General features: G+C 71.7%; 13 protein-coding genes, 1 tRNA gene and 1 riboswitch. Of the genes, 11 read left to right on the forward strand and 3 right to left on the reverse strand.

What is annotated here, in order from left to right; genetic code table 11:
* Positions 1-9: 9 nt before the first annotated feature.
* A complete protein-coding gene (locus ACZ6KO_RS25280) occupies positions 10-1056 on the forward strand; it encodes a nucleoside triphosphate pyrophosphohydrolase (protein ID WP_469306270.1) in 1047 nt (348 codons plus the stop codon).
* Between the two features lie 87 nt (positions 1057-1143).
* Here the strand turns inward: ACZ6KO_RS25280 and ACZ6KO_RS25285 are convergent, their stop codons facing one another.
* On the reverse strand, positions 1144-2355 hold the full coding sequence (locus ACZ6KO_RS25285) for a globin domain-containing protein (RefSeq protein WP_469306359.1): 1212 nt from the start codon (positions 2353-2355) through the stop codon (positions 1144-1146).
* A 122-nt stretch (positions 2356-2477) separates the two neighbouring features.
* On the opposite strand from ACZ6KO_RS25285, the gene ACZ6KO_RS25290 reads away from it, so the two are divergent.
* The 9 genes from ACZ6KO_RS25290 (at position 2478) to ACZ6KO_RS25330 (ending at position 13165) form a co-directional block, all read left to right on the forward strand.
* Positions 2478-3758: a cytochrome P450 family protein gene (locus tag ACZ6KO_RS25290; protein WP_469306271.1), complete on the forward strand. Its 1281-nt coding sequence runs from the start codon at positions 2478-2480 to the stop codon at positions 3756-3758.
* 133 nt (positions 3759-3891) lie between these two features.
* Positions 3892-4962: a LysM peptidoglycan-binding domain-containing protein gene (locus ACZ6KO_RS25295; RefSeq protein WP_469306272.1), complete on the forward strand. Its 1071-nt coding sequence runs from the start codon at positions 3892-3894 to the stop codon at positions 4960-4962.
* 275 nt (positions 4963-5237) lie between these two features.
* Positions 5238-5410: riboswitch (cyclic di-AMP (ydaO/yuaA leader) on the forward strand.
* A gap of 3 nt (positions 5411-5413) precedes the next feature.
* Positions 5414-6139: a transglycosylase family protein gene (locus tag ACZ6KO_RS25300; protein WP_469306273.1), complete on the forward strand. Its 726-nt coding sequence runs from the start codon at positions 5414-5416 to the stop codon at positions 6137-6139.
* Between the two features lie 285 nt (positions 6140-6424).
* Positions 6425-7711, forward strand: coding sequence for a phosphopyruvate hydratase (gene eno / locus ACZ6KO_RS25305; RefSeq protein WP_179175606.1), 1287 nt, complete (start codon positions 6425-6427; stop codon positions 7709-7711).
* A 129-nt stretch (positions 7712-7840) separates the two neighbouring features.
* Positions 7841-8329: an FtsB family cell division protein gene (locus ACZ6KO_RS25310; RefSeq protein WP_401451948.1), complete on the forward strand. Its 489-nt coding sequence runs from the start codon at positions 7841-7843 to the stop codon at positions 8327-8329.
* 84 nt (positions 8330-8413) lie between these two features.
* Positions 8414-8965: a DUF501 domain-containing protein gene (locus ACZ6KO_RS25315; RefSeq protein WP_469306274.1), complete on the forward strand. Its 552-nt coding sequence runs from the start codon at positions 8414-8416 to the stop codon at positions 8963-8965.
* Positions 8962-9903 carry a Ppx/GppA phosphatase family protein gene (locus ACZ6KO_RS25320; protein ID WP_469306275.1) on the forward strand — a complete coding sequence of 314 codons (942 nt, stop codon included), beginning with the start codon at positions 8962-8964 and terminating at the stop codon, positions 9901-9903. The genes ACZ6KO_RS25315 and ACZ6KO_RS25320 overlap by 4 nt, the downstream gene beginning before the upstream one ends.
* 391 nt (positions 9904-10294) lie before the next feature.
* Positions 10295-11680, forward strand: a complete 1386-nt coding sequence (locus ACZ6KO_RS25325; protein WP_469306276.1) for an NAD(P)/FAD-dependent oxidoreductase — start codon at positions 10295-10297, stop codon at positions 11678-11680.
* 126 nt (positions 11681-11806) lie between these two features.
* On the forward strand, positions 11807-13165 hold the full coding sequence (locus tag ACZ6KO_RS25330) for a class I SAM-dependent methyltransferase (protein ID WP_469306277.1): 1359 nt from the start codon (positions 11807-11809) through the stop codon (positions 13163-13165).
* Between the two features lie 172 nt (positions 13166-13337).
* Here the strand turns inward: ACZ6KO_RS25330 and ACZ6KO_RS25335 are convergent, their stop codons facing one another.
* Positions 13338-15890: an ABC transporter permease gene (locus tag ACZ6KO_RS25335; RefSeq protein WP_469306278.1), complete on the reverse strand. Its 2553-nt coding sequence runs from the start codon at positions 15888-15890 to the stop codon at positions 13338-13340.
* A 58-nt stretch (positions 15891-15948) separates the two neighbouring features.
* Complete coding sequence (locus ACZ6KO_RS25340; RefSeq protein WP_469306360.1) at positions 15949-16713, reverse strand: ABC transporter ATP-binding protein; 765 nt, start codon at positions 16711-16713, stop codon at positions 15949-15951.
* A gap of 453 nt (positions 16714-17166) precedes the next feature.
* Here ACZ6KO_RS25340 and ACZ6KO_RS25345 point away from each other — a divergent pair.
* Positions 17167-17248: transfer RNA gene (locus ACZ6KO_RS25345), tRNA-Leu, on the forward strand.
* Positions 17249-17384: the final 136 nt, after the last annotated feature.

The following is a 17384-nucleotide window of genomic DNA, read 5'->3' on the forward strand; positions in this document are numbered from 1 at the left end:
GTTCGAGGGGTGACCGACGAGACCACCCCCGCCGAGCCGACGTCCGCCGAGCCGACGTCCGCAGCCCCGTCCGGCACCGGGCGCATCGTCCTGCTGACCACCAGCCACCGGGTCGCCCCCGGTGTGCTGTCGTGGCCGGCCTGGCAGACGCTGCGCACCGCGGACCGCGTGCTGTGCGCCGACCCGGACCACCCGCAGCTGCCGTACCTGCGCGAGGCGGGCGTCGCGGTCGGCTTCGAGCGCCCCGACGCGTCCGAGCTGGTCGAGGCGTGTGCCGGGGGCCGTACCGTCGTCGTGCTGCCCTCCGGCGAGGGCGACCAGCGCCTGACCGACGGGCTGGCCCGGCTGGCCGGCTCCGGCCGGGTCGCCATGCCCGGCCTGGAGCTGTTGCCCGGCTCCTACGACCTGCCCGGCGCGCGGCTGCTGGACCTGGTGGCGGTCATGGACCGGATCCGCCGCGAGTGCCCGTGGACCTCGCAGAAGACGCACGAGGGGCTGGCGAAGTACGCCATAGAGGAGGCGTACGAGCTGGTCGAGGCGATCGAGGACGGGGACCGCGACGAGCTGCTGGAGGAGCTGGGCGACGTCCTGCTCCAGGTGGTCTTCCACGCGCGGATCGCCGAGGAGGCGGACCCCGGCGAGGACGGCGAGGGCGCGGAGCCGTTCTCGATCGACGACGTGGCCGGGGCCCTGGTCGCCAAGCTCGTCCACCGCCACCCCCACGTGTTCGGCGACGAGAAGGCCGAGACCCCCGACGACGTGCGCGCGCACTGGCTGCGGACCAAGGCGGTGGAGAAGCGGCGGGAGTCGGTGACCGACGGGATCCCGCTGGGCCAGCCGGGCCTGGCGCTCGCGGCCAAGCTGGCGGGCCGGGTCCGCGCCGGCGGGGTGCCGGTGGAGCTCCCGCGGGGCGAGGGCGTCGGGTACGAGCTGCTCGCGCTCGCGGCCCGCGCCGAGGAGGCGGGCATCGACCCCGAGACCGCGCTGCGCGCGGCGGCCCGGACCTACCGGGACGCGATCCGCGCCGCCGAGGGCGTCGGCGGCCCGGCCGCGTAGCGGCGCCACCGCGGGCGGGCGCCCGTACGCACCGGGTGTCGTCGAGCCCTCCCCTATATACGAGCCGTACGTATATAGGGGAGAGCCTCACCCGTGGTGCGGGGCGCGGCCCGCGGGGTTGTGCCAGTGCGGGGCGGGCGGCTGGAGGAACCACTCGCCGAAGCCCAGCGGCCGGCCGCGCCCGCCGTGCGCCGGGGCCGTGGCGGGGACCGCGTCGTGGAAGACCCGTTCGGGGCGGGCGCCCAGCTCCTGGAGCACGAGGGCCGTGTCCTCGATGAACGGCGCCGGGCCGCTGAGGTAGACGTCCTGCTCGGGCCACATGCCGCGGTGGCTCAGGGCGGTCGCGAGCCGCTCGGTGGCCTCGTCGCGGTGCCGGCCGGGGGCGGGGGTGATGTACGTGACGCTCAGCCAGCCGTGCCGGTCCGCGTACGCGTCGATGAGCGGGCGGTCGTACAGGTGGGCCGCGTCGCGGGCGACGGCGAAGAGCCGGGCGCCGGCGTCGGGCGGGCGCCGCGCCAGTTCCTCCAGCATCGCCCGCACCGGGGCCCAGCCGGTGCCGGCCGCGATGAAGGTGAGCGGGCGGCCCTCCCGGCGCAGCGTCAGCCGCCCGCCGGGAGCGCCGAGCCGCAGCATCTCGCCGGGCCGTACGGCCCGCACCAGGGCGGTGCTCAGCCGGCCGTCCTCGATCCGGCTGACGTGCAGGTCCAGGGTGTGGTCGGCGCGGGGCGCGTTGCCGAGGGAGTACGTGCGCCAGATCCGCGGCGCGTGCTCGCTGCTGACGCTGACGTACTGGCCGGGCAGGTGGGGCAGCGGGGCGTGCGGGCGCAGCGTCAGCACGGCGATGTCCTCGCCGTACTTCAGGTGGCGTACCACCTCGGCGTCCCACCAGGGCGGCTCCTGGCTGCTCGCGGCGCCGGCCGTCATGGCGTCGGCGATCACCTGGTAGGCCTCGGTCCACGCCTTGCCGGCCTCCGGGGTCCAGGCCTCGCCCGCGGCCTCGGCGAGCGCGGCGAGCAGGCTGGCGCCGACGGCGGCGTAGTGCTCGGGGCGGACCAGGAACTTGCGGTGGTCGCGGCCGAGGTCGTGGAGATAGGGGAGCAGGCTCTCGTCGTCGAGGCGGGCGACGATGTGGGTGAGCGCGGCGAAGAGCCGGTCCCGCTGGCGCTCCATGTCGAGGAAGGCGGGCGGGAAGAGGTCGCGCAGCTCGGGGTGGTGCCAGAAGAGGTGGGAGTAGAAGTACTTGACCGCGTGCTCGGCCCTTCTCTCCACCACCGCGAAGCTGCTCTTCAAGATCCTCACATCCACAAAACCGACAGTAGGAACGGCTCCGAACGCCAGGTCAAGCGCCGGGGGATCTACGGACAGCCGCGGCGAACCGCCCATATGGGATGACCGGTGGCCGGCCGGGATACCGTCGGACGGTGCACGATGACCCCGCCGCCGAGCCCACCGCCGCGCCCGCTCCCGCCGTTCCCGCCGCTCCCACCCTCTTCGACTGGGAGTTCGCCACCGATCCGTACCCGGCCTACGCCTGGCTGCGCGAGCACGCCCCGGTGCACCGCACCAAGCTGCCCAGCGGGGTCGAGGCCTGGCTGGTGACCCGGTACGCCGATGCCCGCCAGGCGCTGGCCGACCAGCGGCTGAGCAAGAATCCGGCGCACCACGCGGAGCCGGCGCACGCCAAGGGCAAGACGGGCATTCCGGGCGAGCGCAAGGCCGAGCTGATGACCCATCTGCTCAACATCGACCCGCCGGACCACACCCGGCTGCGGCGGCTGGTCTCGAAGGCGTTCACCCCGCGCCGGGTCGCCGAATTCACCCCGCGGGTGCAGGAACTGACGGACCATCTCATCGACGGTTTCGCGAGCCGGGGTGAAGCGGATCTCATCCACGAGTTCGCCTTCCCGCTCCCCATCTACGCCATCTGCGAGATGCTCGGCGTACCGCGCGAGGACCAGGACGACTTCCGCGACTGGGCCGGGATGATGATCCGGCACGGCGGCGGTCCGCGCGGCGGCGTCGCCCGGTCCGTGAAGCAGATGCGGACCTACCTGGTCGACCTCATCCATCGCAAAAGGGATGATCCGGGCGATGACCTGATTTCCGGTCTGATCCGGGCGAGCGACCACGGTGAGCACCTGACGGAGAACGAGGCCGCCGCCATGGCCTTCATCCTCCTCTTCGCCGGCTTCGAGACGACCGTCAACCTCATCGGCAACGGCGTCCACTCCCTCTTCATGAACCCCGGCGAGCGCGCCCGCCTCGAGGCCTCCCTCGCCGCCGGGGAGAGCGAGCTGCTCGCCACCGGGGTCGAGGAGCTGCTGCGCTACGACGGCCCGGTGGAGCTGGCCACCTGGCGGTTCGCCACCCGCCCGCTGACCCTCGGCGGCCAGGACATCGCGGCCGGCGACCCGGTCCTGGTCGTGCTCGCGGCCGCCGACCGGGACCCGGAACGCTTCGCCGCGCCCGACACCCTGGACCTCGCGCGCACCGACAACCAGCACCTCGGATACGGCCACGGCATCCACTACTGCCTGGGCGCGCCGCTGGCCCGGCTGGAGGGGCAGACGGCGCTGGCGACTTTGCTGACGCGTCTGCCGGATCTCGAGCTCGCCGTGGACCCTTCGGAGCTGCGCTGGCGCGGCGGGCTCATCATGCGTGGCCTGCGCACCCTTCCGGTCCGCTTCACTCCCCGCAATTAACTGACCTGGCGTCACCAATGTGACCTTCGCGTTATCTGCGCTGCATCGACTTGTGACAAGCGTTCGAGGAGCGCTAGGTTCCACGTCACCCCTCACCGGGTGTGTTTTGCCGTCACGCGAAAGGTCCACCCTCATGCGTTCCGGGAACGGCCGTCATCGGCGCCCCCGTCAGGCTCCCGCCATCGTCGTCACCGCCGGGGTCACGGGCTCCGCGCTCGCCCTGCCGCTGCTGGCGGCCACCAGCGCGACCGCTGCGGAGACCACCACGTGGGACAAGGTCGCCGAGTGCGAGAGCGGCGGCACGTGGAGCGCCAACTTCGGCAGCGAAGCGTACGGCGGCCTGCAGTTCACGCTGGAGCAGTGGAAGAACGCGGGCGGGCTGGCCTACGCCGAGCGCCCCGACCTCGCCAGCCGCTCCCAGCAGATAGCCATCGCCGAGCGGGTGCTGGCCTCCCAGGGCCCCCAGGCGTGGCCGGTGTGCGCGCAGAAGGCGGGCCTGGTCCAGCACGGCCCGGCCGCCGATGTGGACCCCGGCGAGCCCGGCGCCGCCCGCTCGGTCGACCCGACCCCGCTGCGCCCCTCCGAGGGATCCGGCGACGTCCCGCGGATCCCCGGCCACTCGGCCGGCCCCTCGGTCCCGGCGACCACCCCGCCGGTCAACGAGCCGCTGCTGCCCACGGCGCCCGGAATGCCCGGACTGCCCGTCATGCCCGCCCCGGACGTGACCTCGTCGCCCTCGGAGCTGCCTCCGGTGACGCCGCCCGCCACCCCGGGCACCCCCGGGACTCCGGGAACCCCTGGGACTCCGGGCACCCCCGGGACTCCCGGCACCCCCGGCGTCTCCACCGACCCGGCCGCCCCGACGGTCCCGGCCGTCCCCACCGCCCCGGCCACCCCGGGCACCCCGGTCGACCCCACCGCCCCGGCGAGCGGCACGACCGCGCCGGGCAACGCGCCGACGCCGGACTCCGCCGGGGGCACCGGACGCCACCGCGGCGCCCCGGCCGCCGAGAGTCCGGCCGCCCCCGGACCCGCGCCGGAACCGACGTACACGGTGAAGCCGGGTGACAACCTGGCGGACATCGCGGACGCCAACGGCCTCAAGGGCGGCTGGAACGCCCTTTACAAGGCCAACGAGCAGGTCATCGGCAAGGACGCGGACCTGATCAAGCCCGGACAGAATCTGGATGTAACCCCGAAATAGGGGCACTTCGGGCGGGTGGAAACGCCCCAATGTCCGTTTCGTGTAAGTGAGACATGCGTCTCTTCCGGTCAACTGGCGTGTCTCGTTTGTGGAATGCCGCAAACCCGCCCCTCACCTGCGCAAACATCCTTTTCAGGAGTGCAAGTAGGGGCGGTTTCCGGCGAATACGCTCGTTGAACATCGGGCGGAGACCTGTCTACCTTCTGAATCGCTCGCCACCGCGGGCCCCTTCGACCGCATCGCCGAATCCTGCCGGCGGACGGAGGGAACAGTCGTCGCGTCAAGCGCCGAAGGCAGGAGCGGGGGACCCAAGGTAGGTGCCGGGACCGGCCATTGAGAGATGGTCACGGGAACGGCTAGGGGTTAAGCCGCGCGCTAGGTCGCGCGGCCGGGCAACTCACTCGCCCGAACCCGACAGCTCACCTCGCAGGCGTCGGTGAGGAGAAGTTCCATGCTGCTTTCCGGCAAGGGCAAGCACCGCCGCGCCTCCAAGGCGACCCGCATCGTCACGCTCGCCGGTGTCACCGGTGCCGCGATCGCCGCCCCGCTGATGGCCGCGGGCACCGCGAACGCCGCCACCGCCTCGCAGTGGGACGCCGTCGCCGCGTGCGAGTCCGGCGGCAACTGGTCCATCAACACCGGCAACGGCTACTACGGCGGCCTGCAGTTCTCCGCCTCCACCTGGGCCGGCTTCGGCGGCAAGGCGTACGCCCCGCAGGCCAACCAGGCCACCAAGGCGCAGCAGATAGCCATCGCCGAGAAGGTCCTCAAGGGCCAGGGCAAGGGCGCCTGGCCGCACTGCGGCAAGGGCCTGACCAGCGCGGCCTACAACGGCGGCGGCACCCAGACGCCGACCACCAAGCCGAAGACCGAGACCAAGAAGACCGAGACCAAGAAGACGGAGACGAAGGCCGCGGCGCCGAAGAAGGAGACCCCGCGCTCCGAGGCCCCGGTCACCCGCTCCGAGCGCGCGGCCACCCCGGCGCCGGCCTCCAAGCCCGCCCCGGCCCCGCTGACCGGCAACGGCTCCTACGAGGTCAAGGCCGGCGACACCCTCAGCACCATCGCCGAGGCCCACGGCGTCAAGGGCGGCTGGCAGCAGCTGTTCGAGCTGAACAAGGACATCGTCAAGGACGCGGACCTGATCTTCCCCGGCCAGAAGCTGAAGATCGGCTGAACCACGGTGCAACACTCGCGGTCCTGACCGCGAAACGTTCGCCACACGCGTATCTCCCCGCCGCCCGGCGCGTCTCCCCTCACGCGCCGGGCGGCGGCGTGTTTCCGGACGGAACGCCTGTTGATCATGGGTCTTATGTGGCGGAACACGGGTATTCGGACCCTTTTTCGTCCCAGGGGGCGGGCGGTCGGCGGGCCGACTGCCCGGATCCGGTTAGGCTCTAGTGCGGCAGGGCCGTCCCACGGCCCCCGCCCCCGCACACCCAGCGTCACATCCCAGAAGGAGATGCTCGTGCCGTCCATCGACGTCGTCGTAGCCCGGGAAATCCTGGACTCCCGAGGCAACCCCACGGTCGAGGTCGAGGTGGGCCTCGACGACGGCAGCACCGGCCGTGCTGCCGTTCCGTCCGGCGCCTCCACCGGTGCCTTCGAGGCCATTGAGCTCCGCGACGGCGACCCGAACCGCTACATGGGCAAGGGCGTCGAGAAGGCCGTCCTCGCGGTCATCGAGCAGATCGGCCCCGAGCTCGTCGGCTACGACGCCACCGAGCAGCGCCTGATCGACCAGGCCATGTTCGACCTGGACGCCACCGACAACAAGGGCTCCCTCGGCGCCAACGCCATCCTCGGCGTCTCCCTCGCCGTCGCGCACGCCGCGTCCGAGGCCTCGGACCTCCCGCTCTTCCGCTACCTCGGCGGCCCGAACGCGCACCTGCTGCCCGTTCCGATGATGAACATCCTCAACGGTGGGTCGCACGCCGACTCCAACGTGGACATCCAGGAGTTCATGATCGCGCCGATCGGCGCCGAGTCCTTCTCCGAAGCCCTGCGTTGGGGCGCCGAGGTCTACCACACCCTCAAGAAGGTCCTGCACACCAAGGGCCTGTCCACCGGCCTGGGCGACGAGGGCGGCTTCGCCCCGAACCTGGAGTCCAACCGCGCTGCGCTCGACCTCATCGTCGAGGCCATCAAGCAGGCCGGCTACACCCCGGGCAAGGACATCGCGCTCGCGCTCGACGTCGCCGCGTCCGAGTTCTACAAGGACGGCAAGTACGAGTTCGAGGGCCAGTCCCGCTCGGCCGCCGAGATGACCGAGTACTACGCGGAGCTCGTTGCCGCGTACCCGCTGGTCTCCATCGAGGACCCGCTGTTCGAGGACGACTGGGCCGGCTGGAAGACCATCACCGACAAGCTGGGCTCCAAGGTCCAGATCGTCGGCGACGACCTCTTCGTCACCAACCCCGAGCGTCTGGCCCGCGGCATCGAGGAGGGCTCCGCCAACGCCCTGCTCGTGAAGGTGAACCAGATCGGTTCGCTGACCGAGACCCTCGACGCCGTCGAGATGGCCCAGCGCAACGGCTTCAAGTGCATGATGTCGCACCGCTCCGGTGAGACCGAGGACGTCACCATCGCCGACCTCGCCGTCGCCGTGAACTGCGGCCAGATCAAGACCGGCGCCCCGGCCCGCTCGGACCGCGTCGCCAAGTACAACCAGCTGCTGCGCATCGAGGAGATCCTCGACGACGCCGCCGTGTACGCGGGCCGCAGCGCGTTCCCCCGCTTCAAGGGCTGACACCCAGTCGGGTCCGGCGCCCCGCGCCCGCGCCTGATGGGCTGACACCTTCAGCGCCTCCGTACGTCCCCGCACCCGGTCCCGTACCGTGTGCGGGGACGTACGCGCTTATCAGGGGAGGCGACAGCCATGGCCGGGAACCGGGATCGGTTCTCCACCGCGACCAGGCTCAAGCAGCTCGGCGAGCGGACCGCGGCCCACGTCTACCGCTCGCAGTCGCGCCGTCAGGTCCGCCGCAGCCGCCTCACCGGCCGCGCCGCCCTGCTGGTGCTCGTCCTCTGTACGCTGGTCGTCGCCCTCGCGTATCCGATGCGCCAGTACGTCTCCCAGCGCTCGGAGATCGCGGAGCAGCAGCGGACCGCCGACGAGGCGCGCCAGCGCCTCGAGGAGCTGCGCGACGAGAAGGCCCGCTGGCAGGACCCGGCCTACGTGGAGCAGCAGGCGCGCAAGCACCTGCACTACGTCCGGCCCGGGGAGATCGGCTACACCGTGATCGACCCGGACGCCGAGGCCGAGGAGAAGCGCCGTACCGGAAAGGACGCGGCGGACCGCCCCTGGTACTCCAACGTCTGGGACGGCGTCGACAAGGCCGACCGCCCCGACCGCGGCGGCCGCTGAGGCACCGGCGGTCCGCCCGCCCCGCCCCGCCCCGTTCCACCCCACCCGAACACCGAACCGCGAACGAAGAGACTTCCTCCAGGCATGCAGACGCCCCCGCCCCAGACCGAACGGACCGAGCCGACCGACGCCGACATCGAGGCGTTCGAGCAGCAGCTCGGCCGCCCGCCGCGCGGGCTGCGCGCCATCGCGCACCGCTGTCCGTGCGGCCAGCCGGACGTCGTCGAGACCGCGCCGCGGCTGCCCGACGGCACCCCCTTCCCGACCCTCTACTACCTGACCTGCCCGCGCGCCGCCTCCGCGATCGGCACGCTGGAGGCCAACGGGGTCATGAAGGAGATGCAGGCCCGCCTCGCCGAGGACCCCGAGCTGGCCGCCGCGTACCAGAAGGCGCACGAGGACTACATCCGGCGCCGTGACGCGATCGAGGTGCTCCAGGGCTTCCCGAGCGCGGGCGGCATGCCCGACCGCGTCAAGTGCCTGCACGTGCTCGTCGGCCACTCGCTGGCCGCGGGCCCGGGGGTCAACCCCTTCGGCGACGAGGCGCTCGCGATGCTGCCCGAGTGGTGGGCCAAGGGCCCGTGCGTCACCCCGTGCGGGGAGCAGAAGGACGAGCTGCCGGGGGAGTCCGCGTGACCCGGGTCGCCGCCGTCGACTGCGGTACGAACTCCATCCGCCTGCTGGTCGCCGACTGCGACCCCGCGACGGGCGAGCAGACCGACCTGGACCGCCGGATGACCGTGGTCCGGCTCGGGCAGGGCGTGGACCGGACGGGCCGGCTGGCCCCGGAGGCCCTGGAGCGCACGTTCGCGGCCTGCCGCGAGTACGCCGCCGTGATCAAGGAGCTGGGCGCCGAGAAGGTCCGCTTCGTGGCCACCTCGGCCTCGCGCGACGCCGAGAACCGCGACGTCTTCGTCCAGGGCGTCCTGGACATCCTGGGCGTGGAGCCCGAGGTGATCTCCGGCGAGGACGAGGCCGAGTTCTCCTTCACCGGCGCCACCAAGTCCCTGGCCGGCCGCGCCGACCTGGACCGCCCCTTCCTGGTGGTGGACATCGGCGGCGGCTCGACGGAGTTCGTGGTCGGTGACGCCCACGTACGGGCGGCCCGATCGGTCGACGTGGGCTGCGTCCGGATGACCGAGCGCCACCTGGTCGTGGACGGTGTGATCACCGACCCGCCGACCGAGGCGCAGGTCGCCGCCATACGGGCCGACATCGAGGCCGCCCTGGACCGGGCCGCCGAGACGGTCCCGCTGGAGCAGGCGCGCACCCTGGTGGGCCTGGCCGGCTCGGTGACGACGGTCGCCGGGATCGCGCTCGGACTGGACGCGTACGACTCCGAGGCGATCCACCACGCGCGGATCCCCTACGAGGCGGTCCGCGAGATCAGCGACCGGATGCTCATCGAGACCCACGCCCAGCGCGCCGAGCTCGGGGTCATGCACCCCGGCCGGGTCGACGTGATCGGCGCCGGAGCCCTCGTACTGCTGGCGATCATGGAGCGCACCGGGGCCTCGGAAGTGGTGGTCTCGGAGCACGACATCCTGGACGGAATCGCCTGGTCCGCCGTCTGACGGGGGCACGGCGGGGGCCTGTCGGGGGTCGCCGGGGCGGGTCTCCGGACGAACTTCGTGAAGTTCTTCACAAGGAAAAGAGGCCTGTTGGGCCAAGGAATGGGTGGTTCGAGCCCCTTCCGAGGCCCGCAGGCCTCTTTCATGCCCGCGTTGGTGCGAATAGTGGACACCACCGGATCCGTGTCGGAGGTATCCACGAAGGCGGTGGTCCAGTCCTCCTGAAGGCCTGGAGGCCTGTTCAGGACGGGTGAACAACGTCCGCTGGTACCCCATGGTTCCCGTTGCGCGCCATGACCTGGGTCACGTGGGCCGCGCAGTGTAACAGAGGCCTCCCCACTGCTTGTGAAGACCCTCACGAGCGACGCCCCATCGGGTGCTGGATACTCGTTCCATGAGCACCACGGAGCGTCCCAGGATCCTCGTAGTAGGAGGTGGGTACGTAGGCCTGTACGCAGCCAAGCGCATCATGAAGAAGATGCGCTACGGCGAGGCGACCGTCACGGTCGTCGACCCGCGTTCGTACATGACCTACCAGCCCTTCCTCCCCGAAGTGGCCGCAGGCAGTATCTCGCCTCGGCACGTCGTCGTCCCGCTGCGACGCGTGCTGCCCAAGGCTGAGGTTCTCACCGGCCGGGTCACCAGCATCGACCAGGACCGCAAGGTCGCCGTCGTCACGCCGCTGGTCGGCGAGGCGTACGAGCTGCCCTTCGACTACCTGGTGATCGCGCTCGGCGCCATCTCCCGCACCTTCCCGATCCCCGGCCTCGCCGAGCAGGGCATCGGTATGAAGGGTGTCGAAGAGGGCATCGGCCTGCGCAACCACGTACTCGAGCAGCTCGACAAGGCCGAGTCCACGACGGACGAGAACGTCCGCCGCAAGGCCCTCACCTTCGTCTTCGTCGGCGGCGGCTTCGCCGGCGCCGAGACGATCGGCGAGGTCGAGGACATGGCCCGCGACGCCGCGAAGTACTACACCACGATCAAGCGCGAGGACATGCGCTTCGTCCTGGTGGACGCCGCCGACAAGATCCTCCCCGAGGTCGGGCCCAAGCTCGGCACCTGGGGCAAGGAGCACCTCGAGTCCCGCGGCATCGAGATCTACCTCAACACCTCCATGGACTCCTGCGTGGACGGCCACGTGGTGCTGAAGAACGGCCTCGAGGTCGACTCCAACACCATCGTGTGGACCGCGGGCGTCAAGCCCAACCCGGCGCTGGCCCGCTACGGCCTGCCGCTGGGCCCGCGCGGCCACGTCGACTGCGAGCCCACCCTCCAGGTCAAGGGCACCGACTACATCTGGGCCGCGGGCGACAACGCCCAGGTCCCGGACGTCGCGCTGCGCAAGGCCGGTGTCGAGAACGCCTGGTGCCCGCCGAACGCCCAGCACGCGCTGCGCCAGGCCAAGGTCCTCGGCGACAACGTCATCTCGGGCATGCGGGGCTTCCCGCAGGGCGAGTACGAGCACCACAACAAGGGTGCGGTGGCGGGCCTCGGCCTCCACAAGGGCGTCGCGATGATCGTCATGGGCAAGATGAAGATCAAGCTCAAGGGCCGGCTCGCCTGGTACATGCACCGTGGCTACCACGGCATGGCCATGCCGACCTGGAACCGCAAGATCCGCGTGTTCGCCGACTGGACCCTCGGCATGTTCCTCAAGCGCGAGGTGGTTTCCCTCGGCGCGCTGGAGACGCCGCGCGAGGAGTTCTACGAGGCCGCCAAGCCGGCGCCGGCCCCGGCCGCCGCCGCTGCCCCGGCCGAGAAGGCCAAGGCGTCCTGACGCCCGCCTGACCAGCACGTCCCCGAAGGGGCCGCCCGCCATCCGTGGTGCGGGCGGCCCCTTCGGCGTACCCGGGGCGCGAGTTGGGTAGACGCATGCGTCGGAGCCAATCTGGAGGTGTGCGCCATGACCGACGCCGCGCCGCGGCTGGCCGCTCTTGCCGAGACCCTGCTGGGGTCCGCGCTGCCCGTCCGCGTCCGCGCCTGGGACGGCAGCGAGGCGGGCCCGCCCGGCGGCCCGGTCCTGGTCTTCCACCACCGCCGCGCGCTGCGCCGGATCCTGTGGAAGCCCGGCGAGCTGGGCCTGGCCCGGGCCTGGGTCGCGGGCGAACTGAGCGTCGAGGGCGACCTGTACGAGCTGCTGGACCGGGTCGCGGGCGTGCTGTGGGAGCGCGGGCACCCCGCCCCGGCGGGGCCCGGCGGCCCCGGGAACCCCGGCGGCCCCGGTGCGCAGCCCACCCCCGGCGGCGCCACCCCCGTGGGCCTGCTGCGCGACCCCGGCGCGCGGGCCGCCGTACGCGACCTGGTGGCCCTGGCCCGGCCGCTGCCCGCGCCCGCTCCGCCGCCGGAGGAGGCGGTACGGCGCTCGGGGACCCTCCACAGCCGGGGCCGCGACAAACAGGCCGTCAGCCACCACTACGACGTCGGCAACGCCTTCTACGAGCTCGTCCTCGGCCCCTCGATGGTCTACTCGTGCGCCTACTGGCAGCCCGGCGGCACCCTGGAGGAGGCCCAGCACGCCAAACTCGACCTGGTCTGCCGCAAGCTGGACCTCGGCGCCGGCGTGCGGCTGCTGGACGTCGGATGCGGCTGGGGCTCCATGGCGCTGCACGCGGCCCGCGAGTACGGCGCCCGGGTCACCGGCATCACCCTCTCCGGGGAGCAGGCCGCGTACGCCCGCAAGCGGGTCGCGGAGGAGGGCCTGGCGGACCGGATCGAGATCCGCGTCCAGGACTACCGGGACGTCAAGGACGGGCCGTACGACGCCGTTTCCTCCATCGGCATGGCCGAACACGTCGGCTCCGCCGGCTACCGCGCCTACGCCCGCGCCCTCCACGCCCTGCTGCGGCCGGGCGGACGGCTGCTGAACCACCAGATCGCGCGCCGCCCCGAGTCCGACGAATCGGCGTACCACGTCGATGAGTTCATCGACCGCTACGTCTTCCCCGACGGGGAGCTGTCCCCGCTCGGCAGCACCGTCGGCGAGCTGGAGCGGGCCGGCTTCGAGGTCCGCGACGTCGAGGCCCTGCGCGAGCACTACGCGCTGACCCTGCGGGCCTGGGTGGCCCGCCTGGAGGCCGACTGGGAGCGGGCGGTGCGCCTGACCTCCCCGGGGCGGGCGCGGGTCTGGCAGCTGTACATGGCCGCCTCGGCCCTCGGCTTCGAGCGCAACCGGCTGGGCGTCAACCAGGTCCTGGCGGTGCGTGCCACCGCCCCCGGGGCGTCGGGCCTGCCCCTGCGCACCCGGCACTGGCCGGCGACCTGACGGACCGCCCGCCTGCGTGACTGCCCGCCCGCCTGCCCGACCGGCCGGCTGCCCGACGTACCTGCGGCGAGGCCCGCCGTACGCCGCGGCCCGGACGCGCGAAGGCCCCGCGACCTCGGAGGTCGCGGGGCCTTCGTCGTCCCCGGCGCCGGGCCGGGGCCCGGCTCCGCCGCTACTCGGTCTTGATCGCGGTCAGCATGTTCAGCTTCGCCGCGCTGCGCGCCGGCCACATGGCGGCCAGGACGCCGACCACGCCCGCCAGCAGCAGGAAGACGCCGATCCGGTCGAACGGGATCACCAGCTCGTAGTTCGGGATGGTGGACTTGAAGGTGCGGCCCAGCGCCCAGGCGAGGAAGGTGCCGAGTCCGATGCCGAGCACCGCGCCGAAGAGCGAGATGACCACGGCCTCCAGGCGGATCATGTTCTTGACCCGGCCCCGGTCGAGGCCGACCGCCCGCAGCATGCCGATCTCCTGGGTCCGCTCGAAGACCGACATCGCCAGGGTGTTGACGACACCGAGCACCGCGATGATCAGCGCCATGCCGAGCAGGCCGTACATCAGGTTCAGCATCAGGTTGATGATGCCGCCCATCTCGTTGCGGATGTCCTGCTTGTCGTCGATCTTGATGGCCGGGTTGTCGCCGAGCGCGTCGATGACCTTCTGCTCGTTGGCCTTGGACTCGCCGCCGTCCATCTTCACGAAGACCTGGCGGATCTCGGGCTTCGCGCCCTCCTCCTCCGCGCCGATCAGCTTGGCGTCCATGACGTACGGGGAGAGGAGCTCGTTCTCCTCGAAGACCGCACCGATCTTCAGGGTCTGCTTCTTGCCGTCGCCGAACATGGCGTCGATGGTGCTGCCGACCGACAGGCCCGCCTTCTTGGCCGTCTTGTCGGCGACCGCGACCTGGCCCTGGGCGAGGGAGCCGGTCGAGCCGCTGACCACCTTGAGGTTGATCAGCCGGTCGATGGTGGCCGGGTTGACGCCGGACGCGGAGTGGTAGGTCTTGCCGCCGTCGATGAAGTAGCCGGACTGCTGCGGGGAGACCGCCGTGACGCCCGGCGCCTTCTCCAGCGCGGTCAGGACCGAGGGGTCCAGGGAGCCGCCGCTGGCCATCGACAGCATGTAGTCGGCCTTGATGTTGTCCGTGGTCGACTTGTCGACGGCCTGGCCGATGGTGACGCCGAGCACGGTCAGGCCGGTCACCAGCGTCAGACCGATCGTCAGCATGCCCGCGGTGACACCGGTACGGCGCGGGTTGCGGACCGCGTTGCGGGCGGCCAGATTGCCCGCGACCCCGAACACCCGCTCCAGCAGCGGCCGGATCAGGGCGATCAGCGGACGCGAGAGCATCGGGATGAGGACGGCGATGCCCACGAGCGTGAAGAACGCGCCGCCGCCGATGATCCAGCGGCCGGTCTCGCCGCCCTTGGAGGAGCCCCACAGGATCATCGCGGCGCCCAGGGCGGTGATGGTGCCGCCGACGCTGTTGAGGACCACCAGGCCCTTGGTGCTCTGCGGCAGGTGCGCGCTGCCCATGGCCGCGACCGGCGGGATCTTCGCGGTGCGCCGGGCCGGCAGCCAGGCGGCCAGCACGGTGATCACGACACCGACGGAGAGCGCGGTGATGACGGCGGTCGAGGAGACGACCAGCGGACCGGCCGGGATCTTGACGCCGAAGGCGTCCATCCCGGAGCGCAGCCCCACGGCGAGGAGCACACCGAGGCCGAGGCCGATCGCCGAGGCGAGCAGGCCGACCAGCAGGGCCTCGCTGAGCACCGACTTGCGGACCTGGCCGCGGGTGGCGCCGACGGCGCGCAGCAGGGCCAGCTCCTTGGTGCGCTGGGCGACCAGCATGGTGAAGGTGTTGTAGATCAGGAAGACGCTGACGAAGAGCGCGACGAAGCCGAAGCCCAGCAGGCCGGTCTTCATGCCGCTCATGCCCTGCTCGATGTCCTTGGCGTTGCGCTCGGCGAGCGCGGTGCCCGTCTCGGCGCGGGCGTTCTCGCCGACCAGCGGCTTGATCGCGGAGAGCAGCTTGCCGGCGTCGGCGCCGGACTTCGCGGCCACCGACAGCTCGCTGTAGTAGCCGGGCACGAGGTAGAGCTCCTGCGCGACCTTGGCGTCGAACAGCACCAGGGACCCGCCCGCGTTGACCGCGCCGTCCTCGGTGGTGAAGACACCGCTGAGGGTGTACTCCTTCACCGGGCCGTTGGTGGCCACCCGGACCTTGTCACCGACCTTGTACGCGCCGGTCTCGGCAGAGGCCTTGTCGAGGGCGACCTGGTCGGCCTTGGCGGGGCCCGCGCCCTGCGTGAAGGTGTAGCGCGGGTCCTTGCCGTCCTTGACGGGGGCGTAGTTGGCGCCCTGGTTGATCCACCCGGTGCCGATCAGCTTGCCGCTGCGGTCCGCGACGCCCGCGAAGCCGGAGACGCGGCCGGAGACGGAGTCGACGCCGTCGAGCTTGGCGATCTTGTCGAGGGTCGGCTGGCCGATGCCCGGCTCGCCCTCCTTCTCACCGTCCTCGTTGCGGCCGGTGCCGAACGAGGTGACGGAGACCGCCACCCCGTCGTAGCTCTTGCGGGACTGGTCGGACATCGCCTTGCCGACGGTGTCGGTGAAGACGAAGGTGCCGGAGACGAAGGCGACGCCGAGGACGACGGCGAGCAGCGTCATCAGCAGTCTGGCCTTGTGCGCGAGGACGTTGCGCAGGGCGGTACGGAACATGGGTGTCAGTCCTGGGGGCTGGAAGTCTGTGCGGTGGCGTCGGGGGTCGGAGGACCGGTCAGCTGGTGCGGCCCTTGGCGTCGAACGCCTTCATGCGGTCCAGGACGCCGTCGGCGGTGGGGCGCAGCATCTCGTCGACGATCCGGCCGTCGGCCAGGAAGATGACGCGGTCGGCGTAGGAGGCGGCGACGGGGTCGTGGGTGACCATGACGACGGTCTGGCCGAGCTCGCGCACGGAGTTGCGCAGGAAGCCCAGGACCTCGGCGCCCGAGCGCGAGTCCAGGTTTCCGGTGGGCTCGTCACCGAAGATGATCTCGGGGCGGGAGGCCAGGGCGCGGGCGACCGCCACGCGCTGCTGCTGGCCGCCGGAGAGCTGGGTGGGACGGTGGCTGAGGCGGTCGGAGAGGCCGACCATGTGGATCACGGTCTCCAGCCACTGCTTGTCGGGCTTGCGGCCGGCGATGTCCATGGGCAGCGTGATGTTCTCCAGCGCCGTCAGCGTCGGCAGCAGGTTGAACGCCTGGAAGATGAAGCCGATCTTGTCCCGGCGCAGCTGCGTGAGCTGCTTGTCCTTCAGGGAGCCGAGCTCGGTCTCGCCGATGCGGACGGAGCCGGAGGAGAAGGAGTCCAGGCCCGCGACGCAGTGCATCAGCGTCGACTTGCCGGAGCCGGACGGGCCCATGATCGCGGTGAACTGGCCCTGGCCGAAGTCGACCGAGACGTTGTCGAGCGCGACCACCTGGGTCTCGCCCTGGCCGTACACCTTGGAGAGGCCGGTGGCGCGGGCGGCCACGGCCTGGGTGGTGTGCGGGGCGTAGTTCATGGTGGTCACAGGGGACTCCTGTCGATGCTGCGGGACATATCGCGGGGGGACGTGTCCATCGTCGCCGCGGTCACCCCCGTCGCGGATCAGCCGCCGTGACCGTTCGTCGGCCCACTGGAGTCTGACCCGCCGCCCGCGCGCCTCCTCCTCTGGTATGACGGCCGTCGGGAAGAGGTCGGGGTCGGGCCGCCGTGGGGGCCGGTGACGGGCCGGGGACGACGTGGGGTGGCCCGGGGTGGCGCGGCGGGGTGGCGCGGGCATCGAAATCCCGTCAATCACAGGCGGGCGGTGATCGTCCCGGACCGGGGGCCGACAACGCGTTCTGTGCCCTGACACACCCTCAAGCGCCAATAAAATCAGACAACATCGGAATGCGGCCCGTTCGGTGACAGGGTGCTTCCGGTTAGGCTCGCCATTGCGTTCAAGGCTTTTCCCGCGGGAGCCGCACGCCTTGCCCGGGTGGTGGAATGCAGACACGGCGAGCTTAAACCTCGCTGGCCCTCGGGCCGTGCCGGTTCGAGTCCGGCTCCGGGCACTCCCGCCGCGCGCCCGGACGCCCCGCGCCGCCCCCTCATATCCTCCTGCGCGCCGTGCTGTCTTCTTCTAAGATCCTCCTCCAGCAGTAGGGTGATTTTTTTGCGAGCGCATTACTCTGGGTGCTAAGGCCGCGC

The sequence above is a fragment of the Streptomyces sp. NPDC042102 genome, assembly GCF_055582305.1.

Bases quoted from the DNA above. Each gene is read 5' to 3' on its own strand.
- ACZ6KO_RS25295 (WP_469306272.1), top strand. From the start codon at position 3,892: ATGCGTTCCGGGAACGGCCGTCATCGGCGCCCCCGTCAGGCTCCCGCC.
- ACZ6KO_RS25300 (WP_469306273.1), top strand. From the start codon at position 5,414: ATGCTGCTTTCCGGCAAGGGCAAGCACCGCCGCGCCTCCAAGGCGACC.
- eno (WP_179175606.1), top strand. From the start codon at position 6,425: ATGCTCGTGCCGTCCATCGACGTCGTCGTAGCCCGGGAAATCCTGGAC.
- ACZ6KO_RS25310 (WP_401451948.1), top strand. From the start codon at position 7,841: ATGGCCGGGAACCGGGATCGGTTCTCCACCGCGACCAGGCTCAAGCAG.
- ACZ6KO_RS25315 (WP_469306274.1), top strand. From the start codon at position 8,414: ATGCAGACGCCCCCGCCCCAGACCGAACGGACCGAGCCGACCGACGCC.
- ACZ6KO_RS25325 (WP_469306276.1), top strand. From the start codon at position 10,295: ATGAGCACCACGGAGCGTCCCAGGATCCTCGTAGTAGGAGGTGGGTAC.
- ACZ6KO_RS25330 (WP_469306277.1), top strand. From the start codon at position 11,807: ATGACCGACGCCGCGCCGCGGCTGGCCGCTCTTGCCGAGACCCTGCTG.
- ACZ6KO_RS25335 (WP_469306278.1), bottom strand. From the start codon at position 15,890: ATGTTCCGTACCGCCCTGCGCAACGTCCTCGCGCACAAGGCCAGACTG.
- ACZ6KO_RS25340 (WP_469306360.1), bottom strand. From the start codon at position 16,713: ATGAACTACGCCCCGCACACCACCCAGGCCGTGGCCGCCCGCGCCACC.